Source organism: Salinivibrio sp. IB872 (genome assembly GCF_001995345.1).
Taxonomy (GTDB): Bacteria; Pseudomonadota; Gammaproteobacteria; order Enterobacterales; family Vibrionaceae; genus Salinivibrio; species Salinivibrio proteolyticus.
This window is the reverse complement of the sequence record NZ_MUFO01000004.1, coordinates 14,173-32,154: the sequence shown is the minus strand read 5'-3', so window position 1 is coordinate 32,154 and position 17,982 is coordinate 14,173. Positions and strand designations below refer to the sequence as shown.

Annotated in this window: 16 protein-coding genes; 15 read left to right on the top strand and 1 reads right to left on the bottom strand. The window is 51.3% G+C overall.

The features are described from left to right. Window positions 1-19: 19 nt before the first annotated feature. The 11 genes from mazG to rpoS all read left to right on the top strand — a co-directional run bounded on the left by mazG (window position 20) and on the right by rpoS (window position 10,183). Entirely contained in the window at window positions 20-829 is an 810-nt protein-coding gene (gene mazG, locus BZJ18_RS02880) for a nucleoside triphosphate pyrophosphohydrolase (protein WP_077455266.1), read from the top strand. A 140-nt stretch (window positions 830-969) separates the two neighbouring features. Continuing rightward, window positions 970-2,604: a CTP synthase gene (locus BZJ18_RS02875; protein ID WP_069591319.1), complete on the top strand. Its 1,635-nt coding sequence runs from the start codon at window positions 970-972 to the stop codon at window positions 2,602-2,604. 77 nt (window positions 2,605-2,681) lie between these two features. After that, on the top strand, window positions 2,682-3,980 hold the full coding sequence (gene eno, locus BZJ18_RS02870) for a phosphopyruvate hydratase (RefSeq protein ID WP_077455265.1): 1,299 nt from the start codon (window positions 2,682-2,684) through the stop codon (window positions 3,978-3,980). Between the two features lie 242 nt (window positions 3,981-4,222). Further along, window positions 4,223-4,501: a cell division protein FtsB gene (gene ftsB, locus BZJ18_RS02865; protein WP_069591125.1), complete on the top strand. Its 279-nt coding sequence runs from the start codon at window positions 4,223-4,225 to the stop codon at window positions 4,499-4,501. 42 nt (window positions 4,502-4,543) lie between these two features. Further along, the gene (gene ispD, locus BZJ18_RS02860; protein ID WP_077455264.1) at window positions 4,544-5,242 is read left to right on the top strand and encodes a 2-C-methyl-D-erythritol 4-phosphate cytidylyltransferase; all 699 of its coding nucleotides are present in this window, start codon (window positions 4,544-4,546) and stop codon (window positions 5,240-5,242) included. Next, on the top strand, window positions 5,242-5,721 hold the full coding sequence (gene ispF / locus BZJ18_RS02855; protein WP_069591121.1) for a 2-C-methyl-D-erythritol 2,4-cyclodiphosphate synthase: 480 nt from the start codon (window positions 5,242-5,244) through the stop codon (window positions 5,719-5,721). The genes ispD and ispF overlap by 1 nt, the downstream gene beginning before the upstream one ends. Continuing rightward, the gene (truD, locus tag BZJ18_RS02850; protein ID WP_077455262.1) at window positions 5,718-6,755 is read left to right on the top strand and encodes a tRNA pseudouridine(13) synthase TruD; all 1,038 of its coding nucleotides are present in this window, start codon (window positions 5,718-5,720) and stop codon (window positions 6,753-6,755) included. The genes ispF and truD overlap by 4 nt, the downstream gene beginning before the upstream one ends. Further along, window positions 6,736-7,473: a 5'/3'-nucleotidase SurE gene (gene surE, locus BZJ18_RS02845; RefSeq protein WP_077455261.1), complete on the top strand. Its 738-nt coding sequence runs from the start codon at window positions 6,736-6,738 to the stop codon at window positions 7,471-7,473. The genes truD and surE overlap by 20 nt, the downstream gene beginning before the upstream one ends. A gap of 78 nt (window positions 7,474-7,551) precedes the next feature. Beyond that, complete coding sequence (locus BZJ18_RS02840) at window positions 7,552-8,172, top strand: protein-L-isoaspartate(D-aspartate) O-methyltransferase (protein ID WP_069591116.1); 621 nt, start codon at window positions 7,552-7,554, stop codon at window positions 8,170-8,172. A gap of 33 nt (window positions 8,173-8,205) precedes the next feature. Beyond that, window positions 8,206-9,111, top strand: a complete 906-nt coding sequence (gene nlpD, locus BZJ18_RS02835; RefSeq protein WP_077455260.1) for a murein hydrolase activator NlpD — start codon at window positions 8,206-8,208, stop codon at window positions 9,109-9,111. A gap of 97 nt (window positions 9,112-9,208) precedes the next feature. Beyond that, window positions 9,209-10,183, top strand: coding sequence for an RNA polymerase sigma factor RpoS (gene rpoS / locus BZJ18_RS02830; RefSeq protein ID WP_077455259.1), 975 nt, complete (start codon window positions 9,209-9,211; stop codon window positions 10,181-10,183). 68 nt (window positions 10,184-10,251) lie between these two features. Here rpoS and mutS read toward each other — a convergent pair whose 3' ends face one another. Next, window positions 10,252-12,798: a DNA mismatch repair protein MutS gene (gene mutS / locus BZJ18_RS02825; RefSeq protein ID WP_198532177.1), complete on the bottom strand. Its 2,547-nt coding sequence runs from the start codon at window positions 12,796-12,798 to the stop codon at window positions 10,252-10,254. Window positions 12,799-12,939: 141 nt separating this feature from the next. Between mutS and BZJ18_RS02820 the strand changes: the two genes are divergently transcribed. The 4 genes from BZJ18_RS02820 (at window position 12,940) to alaS (ending at window position 17,780) form a co-directional block, all read left to right on the top strand. After that, window positions 12,940-13,422: a CinA family protein gene (locus BZJ18_RS02820; RefSeq protein WP_077455257.1), complete on the top strand. Its 483-nt coding sequence runs from the start codon at window positions 12,940-12,942 to the stop codon at window positions 13,420-13,422. Between the two features lie 133 nt (window positions 13,423-13,555). Beyond that, a complete protein-coding gene (gene recA, locus BZJ18_RS02815) occupies window positions 13,556-14,602 on the top strand; it encodes a recombinase RecA (RefSeq protein WP_077455256.1) in 1,047 nt (348 codons plus the stop codon). Then, window positions 14,602-15,051, top strand: a complete 450-nt coding sequence (locus BZJ18_RS02810) for a regulatory protein RecX (protein ID WP_240531929.1) — start codon at window positions 14,602-14,604, stop codon at window positions 15,049-15,051. The genes recA and BZJ18_RS02810 overlap by 1 nt, the downstream gene beginning before the upstream one ends. Before the next feature lie 146 nt (window positions 15,052-15,197). Continuing rightward, a complete protein-coding gene (gene alaS / locus BZJ18_RS02805) occupies window positions 15,198-17,780 on the top strand; it encodes an alanine--tRNA ligase (protein ID WP_077455255.1) in 2,583 nt (860 codons plus the stop codon). Window positions 17,781-17,982: the final 202 nt, after the last annotated feature.

Sequence of the window (17,982 nt, the reverse complement as noted above, 5' to 3'; positions counted from 1 at the left end):
TTTTTAAGGATAACGAAGTATGGCGTCGATTGACGATTTACTGACTATCATGGCGACCTTGCGCGACCCACAAAAAGGGTGCGATTGGGACAAAGCCCAAACTTTTGCCTCCATCGTGCCTCACACGCTCGAAGAAGCCTATGAAGTGGCCGATGCCATTGAGCGTGAGCACTGGTCGGACCTAAAAGATGAATTAGGCGATTTACTCTTTCAAATAGTGTTCTACAGTCAATTGGGACACGAGCAAAATCGTTTTGATTTTGACGCCGTCGTGGGGGCGATTTGTGACAAACTCACCCGTCGTCACCCGCATGTCTTTGGTCCTAAAGACAGCCAAGGTGAGCCGCTGCACGGCCCAGATTGGGAAGGGATTAAAGCACAGGAGCGTGCCGACAAAGCGGCGTCAGAACAACCCACTAGCGTGTTAGACGGCGTTACGTTAGGCCTTCCCGCACTGGTGCGCGCACACAAACTGCAAAAACGTTGTGCGCGAGTGGGGTTTGATTGGGATGCGGTGGCGCCGGTGCTCGATAAAGTACGCGAAGAAATTGCCGAGGTTGAGCAAGAACTGGCAATCACGCCGGTAGACCCCGCGCGGGTGGAAGAAGAAATCGGCGATTTATTGTTTTCGGTGGTAAATCTGGCACGCCACGTAGGCACGGATGCGGAATCCGCGTTGCGTAACGCGAATCAAAAATTCGAACGACGTTTCCGTCAAGTTGAAACTCAATTACGCAATGATGAAAAAAATATTCAAGAATGTCAGTTAGATGAACTGGAATCGGCCTGGCAACAGGTCAAAAAGCAAGAAAAAAGCAACACGCTGTAAGTTTCATCATTGATTTGCGACAAATAAAAACAGTATGGTGTGTGATAGTTTTCACGTTGTGGGAGTGAGTGGGGTCTGGTATCATGACTTCCCGTCCAGATTTCCATTAATTTCCTCTAAATCCAACTCTCAGGTTTAGCATGACGACGAATTACATTTTTGTTACGGGCGGTGTTGTATCCTCCCTCGGTAAGGGTATTGCTGCAGCCTCATTGGCAGCCATTCTTGAAGCGCGTGGCCTCAACGTCACCATCATGAAACTCGACCCTTATATCAACGTGGATCCAGGGACAATGAGCCCTACCCAGCACGGGGAAGTATTCGTCACGGAAGACGGCGCCGAGACCGACCTTGACCTCGGTCACTACGAGCGCTTTATCCGCACCAAAATGACCAAGCGTAATAACTTTACCTCTGGTCGTGTATACGCGGATGTCCTGCGCAAAGAGCGCCGCGGAGATTATCTGGGAGCGACCATTCAGGTGATTCCACACATCACTAACTCGATCAAAGACCGCATCATCGCCGGTGGTGAAGGTCACGACGTGGTGATCGTGGAAATTGGCGGCACTGTCGGTGATATTGAATCACTGCCATTCCTTGAAGCGATTCGCCAACTGACCGTGGAAGTCGGCCGTGAGCGTGCGATGTTTATGCATCTTACCTTGGTGCCATACTTGGCAGCGGCGGGTGAAGTGAAAACCAAGCCGACCCAGCACTCGGTAAAAGAGCTTCTATCAATTGGTATCCAGCCGGATGTCCTTGTTTGCCGTAGTGAGCGTCCAATTCCAGCCAATGAGCGTGCAAAAATTGCACTGTTCTGTAACGTACCAGAGAAAGCGGTTATCACCATGAAGGATGTGGATTCTATCTACAAAATTCCTTCATTGATTCGCTCTCAAGGGCTGGACGACTTGGTTTGTCAGCGCTTTGGTATCCAAGCGCCGGAAGCCGACCTGTCTGAATGGGAACAAGTCATTTACGAAGAAGCCAATCCAATGGGTGAAGTCACCATTGGTATGGTGGGTAAGTACATCGAACTGCCTGACGCGTATAAATCTGTCAACGAAGCGCTGAAGCATGGCGGATTGAAAAATCGTCTGACTGTCAACATCAAGTATGTTGACTCACAAGATCTCGAAACCCGCGGCACTGAGCTGCTCGATGGTTTAGATGCGATTTTGGTTCCGGGTGGTTTTGGCGATCGCGGCGTCGAAGGCAAAATCCTTGCCGCACAATATGCGCGTGAAAACAAAGTGCCTTATCTTGGCATTTGTTTAGGCATGCAAGTGGCGTTAATTGAATACGCCCGTAATGTTGCTGGGATGGAAGGAGCTAACTCCACCGAATTCAGCAAAGACAGCAAATACCCAGTGGTGGGACTGATCACCGAGTGGGTCGATGAAGAAGGTAACGTGGAAGAGCGTAGCGAATCCTCTGATTTAGGCGGCACTATGCGTCTAGGCGCACAGCTTTGCCACCTTTCTGAAGGGTCTAAAGCGCATCAGCTATATGGCAACACTCAAATCCACGAGCGCCATCGTCATCGCTACGAAGTGAATAACTTGCTGCGTCCACAATTGGAAAAAACCGGTCTACTTGTATCGGGCTTGTCGGCGGACAAGAAGCTGGTAGAAATCATCGAAAACCCAGCACATCCATGGTTTGTGGCCTGTCAGTTCCACCCAGAGTTCACCTCGACTCCTCGCGACGGCCACCCGCTATTCGCCGGGTTCGTTGCGGCTGCAGGTAAAAAGCAGCGCGGTGAGCTATAACACAAATGTGAAGCGGTAGTCCTGACGGGCGGCCGCTTTTTATTTTTTGAATACAATGACAGACGAGAGGAATCACAATGTCTAAGATCGTTAAAGTTCTAGGTCGTGAAATTATCGATTCACGCGGTAACCCAACTGTAGAAGCAGAAGTGCACTTGGAAGGTGGCTTTGTTGGTATGGCGGCAGCGCCATCAGGTGCGTCTACCGGTTCTCGCGAAGCACTAGAGCTGCGTGACGGTGACAAGTCACGTTTCATGGGTAAAGGCGTACTGAAAGCGATTGAAGCGGTTAACGGCCCAATCGCAGAAGCACTGCTAGGTAAAGACGCGAAAGCCCAAGCTGACATCGATCAGGTGATGATCGACCTTGACGGCACTGAGAACAAATCTAAGTTCGGTGCTAACGCGATCCTAGCGGTTTCTCTGGCTAACGCAAAAGCTGCTGCGGCGGCGAAAGGCATGCCTTTGTTTGAGCACATCGCTGAACTAAACGGCACTGCGGGTCAGTTCTCAATGCCTCTACCAATGATGAACATCCTCAACGGTGGTGAGCACGCGGACAACAACGTTGATATCCAAGAGTTCATGATCCAACCTGTTGGTGCGAAAACCCTGAAAGAAGCACTGCGCATTGGTGCGGAAGTATTCCACAACCTAGCCAAAGTTCTGAAGGCCAAAGGCCTAAGCACTGCTGTTGGTGACGAAGGTGGTTTCGCGCCTAACCTAGAGTCAAATGCTGCTGCCCTTGCTGCTATCAAAGAAGCGGTTGAGAAAGCAGGCTACGAGCTAGGTAAAGATATCACCCTAGCGATGGACTGTGCTGCGTCTGAGTTCTATGACAAAGAGCAAGGCATCTACAACATGAAGGGTGAAGGTAAAACCTTTACTTCAGAAGAGTTTAACCACTACTTGGCGAAACTGGCTGAAGAGTACCCAATCGTGTCTATCGAAGACGGCCTAGACGAGTCAGATTGGGATGGCTTTAAGCACCAAACTGAACTGCTGGGTGACAAACTTCAGCTAGTGGGTGATGACCTGTTCGTAACCAACACCAAGATCCTGAAAGAAGGCATCGAGAAAGGTGTGGCGAACTCTATCCTGATCAAATTCAACCAAATCGGTTCTTTGACCGAAACCTTGGCTGCGATCAAGATGGCGAAAGACGCGGGCTACACTGCCGTAATCTCTCACCGTTCAGGTGAAACTGAAGACGCAACCATCGCTGACTTGGCGGTTGGTACTGCAGCAGGCCAAATCAAAACTGGTTCTATGAGCCGTTCTGACCGTGTTGCCAAGTACAACCAGCTGATCCGTATCGAAGAAGCGCTGGGTGAAAAAGCACCGTTTAACGGTCTGAAAGAAGTTAAAGGTCAATAATAAAAGTCGCAGCCGATTGGCTGTGATGGAAAGGCACCTTGCCTTTCACTGTTGACCCCAAAAGCCGCCTTTATGGCGGCTTTTTTATATTCAGGAGCGTATGAATGGATAAGAGGTGCGTTTGAGCGCATCTTCACGCCCCGGATAAACAGAAAACCATGACACCGGCGGCCTGATCCGCTAGCCTATGCGGTTAGCATAATTGACGTTGCTGGCCCACTGAACACCTAAGGAGTGAAACCATGAGACTGCTATCTGTTGCGCTATTTATCACTCTGGCATGGCTGCAATATGAATTGTGGCTGGGCAAGAATGGCGTTATGGATTATTGGCACACTCAGGCAAACGTCGTGGTGCAACAACAAGCGAACCAAAAGCTGGTGAAGCGCAACCAACAAATGTATGCCGAAATCGCGGATCTCAAACGTGGACAAGAAGCGATTGAAGAGCGCGCCCGTAATGAGTTGGGCATGATTAAACCTGACGAAACCTTTTTTCGTTTAGTCGACGCAACGCGATAACCCATCATCCGCACGATCGCGGACTAATCAAAGAGAAAACGCGTGGTAGAAAAAGCCTCTTTGCAATCAGGAATTACAGCGGTGGTGCCCGCCGCTGGCGTAGGCAGTCGCATGCAGGCAGACTGTCCAAAGCAGTATTTACACCTTTCAGGTAAGCCGTTAATCACCCACACCGTTGAACGCTTGCTGAGTCATGCTGCGATTGACCGCGTGATTATCGCGATCGGTGAGAACGATGGCTATTTCGCTGAGACCGGACTGGGCGGCAATCCGGATATTACCGTCGTCACAGGCGGTGCAACGCGGGCGCAATCGGTACAGGCAGGGCTTGAGGCAGTGCAGACCCGTTGGGTGATGGTGCATGATGCAGCACGCCCCTGCGTCACTCACAAAGACATTGATGCCTTGATTCACGCAGCCCAAAGCCATTCTGACGGCGCGATCTTAGCTGCTCCGGTTCGCGACACTATGAAGCGGGCACAGCCGGATGGCTGTATTGCACAGACTGTCGACAGACAGGCACTGTGGCATGCCTTGACGCCACAAATGTTTCCCACCCTGCACTTAAAAGTGGCATTGGCAAGCGCTGGTGATCAGGTGACTGATGACGCGTCGGCGATTGAGGCAGCAGGCGGCCATCCGCTATTAGTTCCTGCCAGTGCCAGCAATATTAAAGTGACGCATCCTGAAGATAGGGTGCTGGCCGAGTTTTACTTATCGCAACAAGAAGGCAAATCATGATGCGAATTGGACATGGGTTTGATGTACACAAATTTGGTGGTGATGGCCCGGTGATCATTGGTGGTGTCGCTGTGCCTTATGAGCAAGGGTTGCTTGCGCACTCGGACGGTGATGTGGCACTTCACGCCCTGTGTGATGCATTGTTGGGCGCGATTGCGGCCGGTGACATTGGCCAGCATTTCCCAGATACCAGTGATGAGTGGAAAGGTGCGGACAGTCGTATGTTGCTGCGCGACGTTTACCGCAAAGTACAAGAAAAAGGTTATCGTTTGGGTAATGCAGATATCACTATCATTGCCCAAGCGCCAAAGATGGGCCCGCATATTCCCGCCATGTGTGCGGCGATTGCTGACGATCTAAAGGCCCCCATCGATGCCATTAATGTAAAAGCAACCACCTCAGAGCGACTCGGTTTTACCGGGCGTAAAGAGGGTATTGCTTGTGAAGCCGTTGTGCTATTAACAAAAGAGACGCTATGACAGACGTACTTGCTCCCCTGGCTTATATGCATGGCCAGCCGATTCAATCCGGCCAAATCAAACACTCGCCAGACGACTTTTACGTCTCGGAAACCCTCGGTTTTACCCCATCGGGAGCCGGTGAACACTTCCTAGTGCGAATCAAAAAGCGTGGCGAGAATACGCGCTATGTGGCCAATGAGCTGGCTAAAGCATGCGGTGTGCCATCACGACAAGTGAGTTGGGCGGGCCTGAAAGATAGGCATGCGGTGACCGAGCAGTGGTTCAGCGTACAATTACCGGGCAAAGCCGATCCTGATTTAAACGAGTTTGTCGCCACGCACCCTGGCGTACTGAGCATTGAAGCGACCGCTCGCCACCATCAAAAACTGCGGCCGGGTGATCTTATCGGGAATGATTTTGTGCTGCAGATCCGCGCTCTAGCCAATCCGAGTGCGTTGGTGCCGCGCTTAGAGGCCATTGCAACCCAAGGCGTCCCTAATTACTTTGGTGAGCAGCGTTTCGGCCGAGAAGGGAATAACCTTGACGCAGCGCGAGCATGGGGACGCGGTGAGCGCAAAGTGAAAGATAAAAGTAAGCGCAGTTTTTACCTCTCTGCGGCGCGTTCATTGCTGTTTAATCACGTGGTTTCAGCACGCCTCGAGGCAGGCTGTTTTAGTCAAACACTGGCGGGTGATCTGTGCGTTGACGATGCCGACCAACTGGTCGCCTGCAACCAAGCCGGCGTTGAAGGGATGCGTATTACCGCCCCTCTGACCGGTGACAACGCGCTACCTACCACAGACAGTGCGCAGCAGTTTGAGCAGGCGATTCTCGATAAAGAGCCGGATCTGCTGGCCGTGATCCGCAATAACCGCATGCGCCATGACCGCCGAGAGATCCGTTTGTTGCCGCAAAATATGACGTGGGAGCTCGGTGCAGACAGCTTGTGTGTGCGTTTTTCTCTGCCTGCCGGCGCTTTCGCCACCACAGTGATGCGCGAGCTGATTAGCCCACAAGAACAAGGAGAGCTGGATGCGCATACTGATCAGTAATGACGATGGCTACCACGCGCAAGGGATCCAAACACTCACTCACGCTCTGAGTGAGATTGCCGAGGTGGTGGTCGCTGCGCCGGACCGAAATTGTTCGGGCGCGTCGAATTCATTAACGCTTGAGAATCCGCTGCGGGTTCGTGAACTCGGTCCTGGGCGTTTTGCGGTGCAAGGTACGCCCACTGACTCGGTCCATTTAGCGTTGAACCAATTGGTTCCGTGGCAACCTGACTTCGTGATCACCGGCATTAACCACGGTGCAAACTTGGGCGATGATGTGCTTTATTCCGGCACCGTTGCCGCGGCCACGGAAGGGTTCTTTCTCGGTGCCCCTGCGATCGCGGTTTCATTATGTGGTCATCAGCATTTTGACACCGCCGCCCATGTGATTAAGCAGTTTTTGTCTAAAAACCAGCGCCATGCCGCCCCCAGTCACCGTCTGATTAATATCAATGTGCCGGATGTGGCGATTGATGCGTTAAAAGGATGGAAAGTTACCCGTCTTGGTGCCCGTCATCATGCCGAAGATGTGATAAAACAAGGCGATCCGCGCGGGAAACCCATATACTGGATCGGTGCACCCGGAAAAACGCAAGATGCTGGACCGGGCACGGATTTTCACGCCATAGCGGAGCAATACGTTTCTATTACGCCGCTTCAGGTGGACCTTACCGCTCACGACACGCTCGGAGCGTTTTCTCAGTGGTTAGCGGAATAGCTACTGAAAACAGGCTGGCGAAGTTAACGCGCTAGCCTATCTCGTTCGATTAATACTCAGTGATAAAGGAAGCAGACGTTGAGTCAAGCGCAATCACTTATTCAATTTTTGCAGCAACAAGGTATTGATAACCAAAGCGTTCTAGATGCAATGCAAGCAGTGCCCCGGCATCTGTTTGTCTCTGAAGCCATGACTCACCAAGCATACGGAAACAATGCGTTACCGATTGGGTGGGGACAAACTATCTCACAACCTTATATTGTGGCTAAGATGACAACATTGCTCAATTTGCGACGCGACAGTCGCATTTTGGAAATAGGAACCGGCTCTGGCTATCAAACAGCGATACTTGCTCAGCTGGTGGATCAGGTTTATTCCGTTGAACGGATTAAGCAGCTGCAAATGCTCGCCAAGCGACGCCTCAAGCAGCTCGACATTTATAATGTGGCCACCAAGCACGGTGATGGTTGGCAAGGCTGGCCGGCGAAAGGTCCTTATGATGGGATTATCGTCACCGCGGCGGCAGAGCGTATTCCAGATGCATTATGCCAACAACTGACAGAAGGCGGTGTGATGTTAATTCCCGTTGGAGAGCACCAACAAACGCTAATCAAGGTGACAAGGCAGGGCGAAGAGTTTCTGACCGAAACGATTGAATCGGTGCGTTTTGTGCCCCTTGTTGCCGGCGAACTGGCCTAACTACGCTGTCTATGGAGTAGAAACTAAAAACAGATGAAAATCGCGTTTTTTCTTTTATCAGTAGTCATACTTTCTGGGTGTGCTTGGCATGGCCCGGCACCCGTATCTAGTGTGACGCCTGACTACTCCAGTGTCGACAGAGGTAGCTACCGCGGTAGCTACTACGAAGTGAAGAAAGGCGATACGCTCTACTATATCGCCTACATCACCGATCGTGATATTGACGACATCATCAAACATAACAACCTCCAACCGCCTTACACTATTTATCCGGGTCAAACCTTAGCGTTGTGGAAGCCTGCGTATCAGCGCCCGGACGTGGCAAAGTCCACCTCAGGGGCAACAAATGTGGCCTCGGCCACAAGTTCAGCTGCAAAAGCTGCGGCGGTAGCAGTATCTTCTAGTAAAAGCACCGAAAATGGTAAATTCGGTCAAGAAAAGAAGGCGAAAACGGCGGTTTCGCAACAAAAAGCAGTTGAAGCCCAATCAGCCACAAGGTACAGTCAAACTAAACAAAAAAGTAAACAAGCTGTTAACAACAAGCGGACGGCGAGCGTATCCAACCAACAGATAAGCTGGCAGTGGCCAACCAACGGCCGAATGGTGTCGCGATTTTCTAGCACTGAACGAGGCAATAAAGGCATAGATATTGCTGGACAACGAGGGCAAAGCATTCAGGCAGCGGCAGACGGAAAAGTCGTATACGCCGGAAGCGCGCTTCGAGGTTACGGCAAATTAATAATAGTGAAACACAATGATGATTACCTGAGTGCGTATGCACATAATGACAGGTTCTTGGTTTCAGAAGGCCAGTCTGTCAAAAAGGGGCAGAAAATAGCTTCAATGGGCAGTACAGGTACAAACAGTGTTCGGTTGCATTTTGAGATTCGCTACAAAGGAAAATCGGTCAATCCGTTGCATTACTTGCCTAAGCGATAGCGCTATAAAAGCGTGAGATCGTCAAGCCACCAGTGTGACGGGGCCGGTGAAAGCAGAGATGCGCTCTGCTTAGCTGCTACGCCATAAGGGAGGCGCTATGAGCCAAACTAACACCGCGAAAAAACTGGACGGCTTGGATCAAGACGTGGATTTCGAGACCTTGGATGCGCAAGTTGAAGAAGTTGCCGAAGAGGTTGAACAGGCTGTACAACAGCACGCTGCGACATCCAAAGCCCTAGATGCCACACAACTCTACTTGAGTGAAATTGGTTTTTCACCCCTGCTGACCGCCGAGGAAGAAGTGTTGTATGCGCGTCGTGCCCTACGTGGTGACGAAGTGGCACGTAAACGCATGATCGAGAGTAACCTCCGTTTGGTGGTGAAAATTTCTCGACGCTACTCAAACCGAGGTCTTGCGCTATTGGATTTGGTCGAAGAAGGCAATTTAGGTCTTATTCGCGCCGTTGAAAAGTTCGATCCAGAGCGAGGCTTCCGATTCTCTACCTACGCCACATGGTGGATTCGCCAAACCATTGAGCGTGCTATCATGAACCAGACGCGTACCATTCGCTTGCCGATTCACGTGGTGAAAGAGCTGAATGTCTACCTGCGTACGGCGCGTGAACTGGCACAAAAACTGGACCATGAACCGACTGCCGAAGACATTGCCGCCCAACTCGATAAACCGGTTGAAGATGTTAATCGCATGCTGCGTTTGAACGAACGCATTGGCTCGGTGGATAACCCAATTGGTGGGGATTCAGAAAAAGCGCTGCTGGATATCATCGCCGATGAAAAACAAGATGGTCCAGAGCACACCACCCAAGACGACGATATGAAAAAGTCGATCGTGCAATGGCTACAAGAGCTGAACCCCAAACAACGTGAAGTGTTGGCGCGTCGCTTTGGCCTTCTTGGCCACGAAGCCTCCACGCTTGAAGACGTGGGGCGTGAAATCGGTCTAACCCGTGAGCGCGTGCGTCAAATTCAAGTTGAAGGATTGCGTCGCCTACGCGATATGTTGACCCAGCAAGGACTGAGTATTGAGTCTTTGTTTAATGTCGAGCAATAACAGCACTAATCGCTATAAGCAAAAAAGGACGGCCAAGGTGCCGTCCTTTTTAATGCGTTATTGAATGATTAGCGAGACTGTTGGAGGGCTTTGAGTGCATAGAGTGCATCAAGCGCTTGACGAGGTGTCATCTCATCGGGGTTGAGCGCATCAACGGCCTGATCGAGCTCACTAGGTTCAGGAAGCAAAGGGAGCTGTGTTGGCACGGCCTGATTGTGAGATGTGTCGCCAGTGACTTTTTGTTGGCCACTTTGTTCTAACTGCGCCAATTTATGCTTGGCTCGGCGGATCACCGGTTTAGGGACGCCAGCTAATCCTGCCACCGCTAGCCCGTAAGATTTACTCGCCGCGCCTTCTTGTACGGCGTGCATAAAGGCAATCTCATCACCATGTTCCACCGCGTCCAGGTGGACATTCACCAAGCCGTCCATTTGCCCCGGTAGTTCGGTGAGCTCAAAATAATGAGTGGCAAACAGAGTCATAGCTTGAATCTTCTCGGCCAGCCATTCAGCACTGGCCCATGCCAGTGATAAGCCATCATAGGTACTGGTGCCACGGCCGATTTCATCCATCAAGACTAAACTGTGTGCGGTTGCATTGTGCAAAATATTGGCCGTTTCCGTCATTTCTACCATAAAGGTGGAGCGTCCTGAGGCGAGATCATCAGACGCACCAATGCGGGTGAAAATGCGATCGACCGGTCCAATGACGGCACTGTCGGCAGGCACATACGCACCAATATGGGCCAACAAAGCAATCAACGCGGTTTGGCGCATGTAGGTCGACTTACCCCCCATGTTAGGGCCGGTAATGATCAGCATACGCCGTTCAGGCCTCAGTGAGATAGGGTTTGGAATGAAGGGGGCTGTCATCACTTGTTCGACGACCGGATGGCGACCTGCTTCAATCTCCACACCAGCTTGGTCACTGAGTTTAGGGCGGTGGTAATTAAGCGTGTCAGCGCGCTCGGCGAGATTACACAGCACATCGAGGGCGGATAACACTTCAGCCGCACCCTGCAATTGAGCAAGGTGAGGAAGCAATAAATCAAACAGCTCTTCCCACAACCGTTTTTCCAGCGCCAAAGCCGTAGACTTGGAGCTTAGCACCTTGTCTTCATGCTCTTTGAGCTCGGCAATGATATAGCGCTCCGCGTTTTTAAGCGTTTGACGGCGAATGTAATGCGCGGGGACGCGATCGCTTTGTGCGCGGCTAATCTGGATATAAAAGCCATGCACTTGGTTGTAGCCGACCTTTAAAGTATCAATGCCGTACTTGTCACGCTCGCGCTGTTCTAGCTCCTCAAGGTAGCGCGATGCGCCGTCAGACAGCTCACGCCATTCATCGAGTTCCGCGTGATAGCCGGGGGCAATGACTCCACCATCACGGATCACTACCGGCGGGTTATCGACAATTGCCCGCGTCAGCAAATCTGTAAGCTCAGGCATAGGCTGAGTTGCTTTGGCATAGTGTGCAAACGCGGGGTGATTCAATTCACTGAGCTGTGACTGAATCGCCGGCAGCTGTGCAAGCGCAGTCCGTAGGCGGGCCATATCGCGTGGACGAGCAGAGCGCATCGCCAAGCGTGCTAACACGCGTTCGATATCGCCAACGGGTTTGAGCTCGGCGGCGAGATCGCCATAAAGCCCAGTATCAAGCAATGTCTCAATCGCATCCAATCGTTGATTGAGTACACTTCGGTCGCGGAGCGGTTGATGTAACCAACGCTTAAGCAAGCGGCTTCCCATCGGGGTGGTGGTACGATCCAGCACGTCGGCCAAGGTATTATCATGACCACCAGCAAGGTTTTGTGTGATCTCAAGGTTGCGGCGTGTCGCAGCATCTAGCACCACCGCGCTGTCTTGTTGTTCTTTGATAATCGCCCGAATATGAGGTAGGGCGGTGCGCTGAGTATCTTTGGCGTATTGCAACAAACAGCCTGCGGCACTGAGCCCGCGCGCACAGTCTTCTACGCCAAAACCAATCAGGTCTCGAGTGCCAAACTGGGCGGTCAACTGACTACGTGCCGTATCGAGGTCAAACTCCCAAATAGGACGACGGCGGGCGCCTTTGCTTACCGAAAGCAGGTCGGGGTAGGCAAAATCCTCAGGATAGAGCAGTTCGGCCGGTTGGGTACGCTGCAGCTCTGCCTGCATTTGTTCTAACGTTTGTGGCTCACTCAACACAAAACGGCCGGACGTAATATCTAAGGTGGCAAAGCCAAAGCCAGTATCATCGGCGATGATGGCGGCCACTAAATTATCCACTCGCTCGCTCAGTAATGCCTCATCAGAGACGGTGCCGGGTGTGACAATACGCACAACTTGGCGCTCGACTGGGCCTTTGCTGGTGGCCGGATCGCCAATCTGCTCGCAAATGGCAACGGGTTCGCCCAATTGGACAAGCTTGGCAAGGTATCCTTCTACCGCATGGTAAGGCACGCCTGCCATTGGAATGGGCTCGCCATTTGAGCTACCGCGCTTGGTCAGTGAGATATCAAGCAATTGTGAGGCGCGTTTGGCGTCGTCGTAAAAGAGTTCGTAAAAATCTCCCATACGGTAAAAGAGCAGCTCCTCAGGGTGCTGAGCTTTTAACTTGAGATACTGTTGCATCATGGGCGTGTGTTTTTCGAGCGCTTGTACTGTCACGACTAGACCTGCAAAATGGAACGTTAAGGCCGCTTAGAATACGTGATGTCGGGGCACAGGGTAAAGCCACGTCATGTGGATTTCGGTGCCATGAAAAAGGAGAAACACGTGGACCACTTATATTCACTGGCAAAGCAGCTAGGTGATGTACTGGCTGATGCACAATTGACCATCACCACCGCTGAGTCATGCACGGGTGGGGGAATCGCCTATTGCCTGACGGATGTTGCGGGTAGTTCGCAATGGTTCCATCAAGCCTTCGTGACTTACAGCAATGACGCGAAGCAGCGTTTGGTGAAGGTACCTGATATGGCGCTCGAGCAGTATGGCGCAGTGAGTGAACCTGTGGTGATGGCAATGGCTGAGGGCGCGCGTGAGCGTGCAAACGCAGATGTTGCGATTGCCGTTAGCGGCGTGGCCGGGCCATCAGGAGGGAGTGAAGAAAAACCAGCCGGCACCGTCTGGTTTGCGTGGGCATGGCGAGAGGATGAAACCGAGACCGAAGTCTGTCACTTTGATGGCCACCGCCGTCAAGTGCGCGAGCAAACCATTGCGCACGCACTTGGTCATGTTTTAAATCGGCTACAGTGACGTGTTTGGGTTGTGGGACACATCAGATTTTTTCTGATCAGCTCTAGACACTGTATAAATGGACAGTATACTTGACCGCATTAACGACAGCTTTCTCGTCGCATAGATTGAGTTTTATTTCTTGGAGACTGAAATGGACGATAACAAAGAAAAGGCGCTTGCCGCTGCGCTTGGACAAATCGAAAAGCAATTTGGTAAAGGCTCTATTATGCGCCTTGGCGATGACCGCACCATGGACATCGAAACCGTATCGACCGGCTCATTGTCTCTGGATATTGCGCTAGGGGCGGGAGGATTGCCATTTGGCCGTATTGTTGAAATTTATGGTCCGGAATCATCGGGTAAAACAACCCTGACCCTACAAGCGATTGCCGAAGCCCAAAAAATGGGCAAAACCTGTGCGTTTATCGATGCCGAGCACGCACTAGATCCTGTTTACGCCCGTAAGTTAGGTGTCGATATTGATAACCTTTTGGTTTCACAGCCCGACACAGGTGAGCAAGCGCTGGAAATTGCGGATGCACTGACCCGCTCCGGTGCTGTCGATATGATCGTGATTGACTCGGTAGCGGCGTTGACACCAAAAGCGGAAATTGAAGGTGAGATGGGTGATTCTCACATGGGCCTTCAGGCACGCATGCTGTCACAAGCGATGCGTAAATTGACCGCCAACATCAAAAACAGCAACACCTTGATGGTATTCATCAACCAAATCCGGATGAAGATTGGTGTGATGTTCGGTAACCCCGAAACCACCACGGGTGGTAACGCACTGAAATTCTATGCGTCGGTGCGCTTGGATATTCGTCGTATTGGTGCGATCAAAGAAGGCGACGAAGTGGTCGGTAACGACACCCGTGTGAAAGTAGTGAAAAACAAAGTCGCGGCGCCCTTTAAGCAAGCTGAATTCCAAATTCTTTATGGCCAAGGCATTAACCTGCATGGCGAACTGATTGATCTCRGGGTCAAGCACAAGCTGGTCGAGAAAGCGGGTGCGTGGTACAGCTACAAAGGCGATAAAATTGGCCAAGGTAAAGCTAACGCCTGTAAGTACCTCAAAGAGAACCCACATATTGCGAAAGAGCTCGATACCACATTGCGTGAAATGCTGTTGCAAACCGCATTGAATAACGAAGTGGTAGAAGCTGACGCGCAGGCAGAAACAGAAGACGATTTGTAATGTCGTCATCGTGCCAAGAGATTGCGGTGGGCTTATTGGCCCGCCGCGATCATTCTGTACAAGAGTTGCGCCAAAAGCTTGAGCAGCGTGACTTTGATAGCGAAACGATTGAAAGCACCTTGGCAACTTGCTTAGAGCGGGGTTGGTTAGATGATGCCCGTTTTGCAGCGAGCCTATTACGCCAAGGGATCAGCAAACAACATGGCTGGTTGCGCATCTGCCAAGATGCCAAGCGTAAAGGGGTCGATAGCGAGTTACTTTCTCAAGCAGAGCAAGCAGCTGAGATTGATTGGTTTGCCTTGGCAAAAGAAACCGCACAGCGCAAATATGCTGATATTGACGGCGTGATCCCACCCGCGGATCAAAAACTCAAAGCCAAGCGGATGCGCTTTTTGCAATCGCGAGGCTTTAACTTCGATCAAATCCAATACGCGCTCTCCAACGACTAAATTCCTCATCAATTATCGCTGAATCCTGCACTGTCTCTTTTCCGTACGCGATCGGTTGTTTACAATGGCGCAAATAAAATTATGTTACCATCGCGTCATTACTACGACCGGTTGCTAACGCAACACTCGATTATCAGGATTAGCCAATGTATATGAGCACTGATGAGATCCGCACCGCGTTTCTCAAGTTCTTTGAAAGCAAAGGGCATCAGATTGTGCCCAGCTCATCGCTCGTGCCTGCCAATGATCCAACGCTTTTGTTCACCAACGCAGGTATGAACCAGTTTAAAGATACCTTTTTAGGGATCGAAAAACGTGACTACTCACGCGCCACCTCTGCGCAGCGTTGTGTACGAGCGGGCGGTAAGCACAACGACTTAGAAAATGTCGGCTTCACAGCACGTCACCACACCTTCTTTGAAATGCTGGGTAATTTCAGCTTCGGCGATTATTTCAAACAAGATGCGATTCAGTACGCGTGGGAATTTCTGACCGAAACGATTGGCCTGCCGACTGAAAAGCTCCTAGTCACCGTTTATAAAACCGACGATGAAGCTTTCGATATCTGGCACAACACTATCGGTGTACCGGCTGATCGTATCGTGCGTATTGGTGATAAAGAGGGCGGTAAACCTTACGAGTCAGACAATTTCTGGCAAATGGGTGACACTGGACCTTGCGGCCCATGCTCTGAAATTTTCTACGATCATGGCGACCATATTTGGGGCGGACCTCCGGGCTCTCCAGAAGAAGACGGTGACCGTTTTATCGAGATCTGGAATATCGTTTTCATGCAGTTTAACCGTCAAGCTGACGGCACCATGGAAAACTTGCCGAAGCCATCGGTTGATACTGGTATGGGTATCGAGCGTATTGCGGCCATTAAGCAAAACGTTCATTCCAACTATGAAATTGACGTGTTCCAGCAACTGATCAAACAAGTGGCTGACAACATTGGCGTCGACGATTTGGGTAACCAATCGCTGCGTGTGGTAGCAGACCACATCCGTTCATGCGCGTACCTGATTGTTGATGGCGTGATGCCATCCAATGAAGGCCGCGGCTACGTGCTGCGTCGTATCATTCGTCGTGCGGTGCGCCACGGTAACAAACTGGGCGCAAAAGGTGCCTTCTTCTACAAGCTCGTTGGCCCCTTGGCGGCGATTATGGGCACGGCTGGTGAAGCGCTGCGTGAGCAGCAAACCATGGTCGAAAAAGTACTTAAAATCGAAGAAGAAAACTTCGGTCGCACCCTTGAGCGTGGCATGGTCATGCTGGAAGAAGCCTTGGATAAAGTGCAAGGTGATGTGTTAGATGGCGAAACCGTCTTTAAGCTTTACGATACCTATGGCTTCCCAGCTGATTTAACCAACGATGTTGCCCGTGAGCGTGGCTATCGCATCGATGAAGACGGGTTTGAAGCGGCGATGGAAGCACAGCGCCAACGTGCGCGCGAAGCGGGTCAGTTCGGTACTGATTACAACCAAGCCATCAAAGTGGATCATGGTTCAGACTTCTGCGGTTACACTGGCACAGAGGGCGAAGGAAGCATTACAGAGATCTTTGTCGATGGGACGCCTGTTGAGACGCTCGCATCGGGTGATCATGCGGTTGTGATTCTCGACCATACCCCTTTCTATGCCGAAGCGGGTGGTCAATGTGGTGACGCGGGTGTGCTGATTACCGAGCAAGGCCGCTTTGCAGTGACAGATACGCAAAAAGTTGGTCAGGCCATTGCGCACTACGGCAGTTTAGTAGAAGGGCAACTGCTTGTCGGTAGCACAGCGAAGGCGCAGGTTGATGCCGCGCGTCGTCAAGCCATTGCACTTAATCACTCTGCCACTCACTTACTTCACGCAGCCCTGCGTCAAGTCTTAGGTGAGCATGTGGCACAGAAAGGCTCGTTGGTTCGCCCAGACGGATTGCGTTTTGACTTCTCGCACCTAGAAGCGGTCAGTCACGACGAATTAAAAGCGGTTGAGCGAATTGTCAATGAGCAAATCCGCGCCAACCACAGCGTGCAAACTGATGTGATGGATATCGATGCGGCCAAACAAAAAGGGGCGATGGCTCTGTTTGGTGAAAAGTACGACGACAAAGTACGCGTACTGACCATGGGTGACTTCTCCATCGAGCTGTGTGGCGGTACGCACGCAAACCGTACCGGTGATATTGGTCTATTTAAGATCACCTCTGAGGGTGGCATTGCTGCGGGTATACGCCGCATTGAAGCGATCACCGGACAAGATGCGATTGAGCGTGTGTATCAGCAACAAGCTGACTATGAAGCCAAGCTTGACGATGCGCACGGTAAAGCCAAGGCGCTTGAGAAGCAAATTCAGCAGCTTAAGCAAAAACTGGCGGCGCAAGAGAGTGCCGGGCTTATCAATCAAGTCCGAGAACTTAACGGTGTTAAAGTGCTTGTGAGCCAGCTCGATGGCGCAGATAACAAAGCGCTACGTAGCATGGTTGACGACTTGAAAAACCAGATGGGTAGCGGGATTGTTCTGCTCGGTAACGTTGCCGATGGTAAAGTCGGTCTGATTGCCGGTGTGACCAAAGATCTGACTGGCAAAGTCAAAGCCGGTGAGTTAGTCAACCTTGTCGCGCAACAAGTCGGCGGCAAAGGTGGTGGTCGCCCAGATATGGCGCAAGCGGGCGGTAGCGATGTGGCTGCATTACCGCAAGCGATTCAATCTGTCGATGCATGGCTGGCAGAGCGCCTCTAATCGAGATCACAGCTAAGTGTTAAAGTCAAGAGGGTCGCCATGGGCGGCCCTTTTTTGTGATCTAGATTAATAATTGCACTTTTTTTTTGATTCTGTATAGTGCAACGCCTTAGGCAATGCGCTGGCGAGAAGACGTGATATGGCTTAGATTTTACGTCCTTGCCAACCAGTGCAACACAGATTTCTCTTACACTGTTATCTC

Coding starts and splice junctions, on each gene's coding strand:
- mazG (WP_077455266.1), top strand. CDS start 20: ATGGCGTCGATTGACGATTTACTGACTATCATGGCGACCTTGCGCGAC.
- BZJ18_RS02875 (WP_069591319.1), top strand. CDS start 970: ATGACGACGAATTACATTTTTGTTACGGGCGGTGTTGTATCCTCCCTC.
- eno (WP_077455265.1), top strand. CDS start 2,682: ATGTCTAAGATCGTTAAAGTTCTAGGTCGTGAAATTATCGATTCACGC.
- ftsB (WP_069591125.1), top strand. CDS start 4,223: ATGAGACTGCTATCTGTTGCGCTATTTATCACTCTGGCATGGCTGCAA.
- ispF (WP_069591121.1), top strand. CDS start 5,242: ATGCGAATTGGACATGGGTTTGATGTACACAAATTTGGTGGTGATGGC.
- truD (WP_077455262.1), top strand. CDS start 5,718: ATGACAGACGTACTTGCTCCCCTGGCTTATATGCATGGCCAGCCGATT.
- surE (WP_077455261.1), top strand. CDS start 6,736: ATGCGCATACTGATCAGTAATGACGATGGCTACCACGCGCAAGGGATC.
- nlpD (WP_077455260.1), top strand. CDS start 8,206: ATGAAAATCGCGTTTTTTCTTTTATCAGTAGTCATACTTTCTGGGTGT.
- rpoS (WP_077455259.1), top strand. CDS start 9,209: ATGAGCCAAACTAACACCGCGAAAAAACTGGACGGCTTGGATCAAGAC.
- mutS (WP_198532177.1), bottom strand. CDS start 12,798: ATGATGCAACAGTATCTCAAGTTAAAAGCTCAGCACCCTGAGGAGCTG.
- BZJ18_RS02810 (WP_240531929.1), top strand. CDS start 14,602: ATGTCGTCATCGTGCCAAGAGATTGCGGTGGGCTTATTGGCCCGCCGC.
- alaS (WP_077455255.1), top strand. CDS start 15,198: ATGTATATGAGCACTGATGAGATCCGCACCGCGTTTCTCAAGTTCTTT.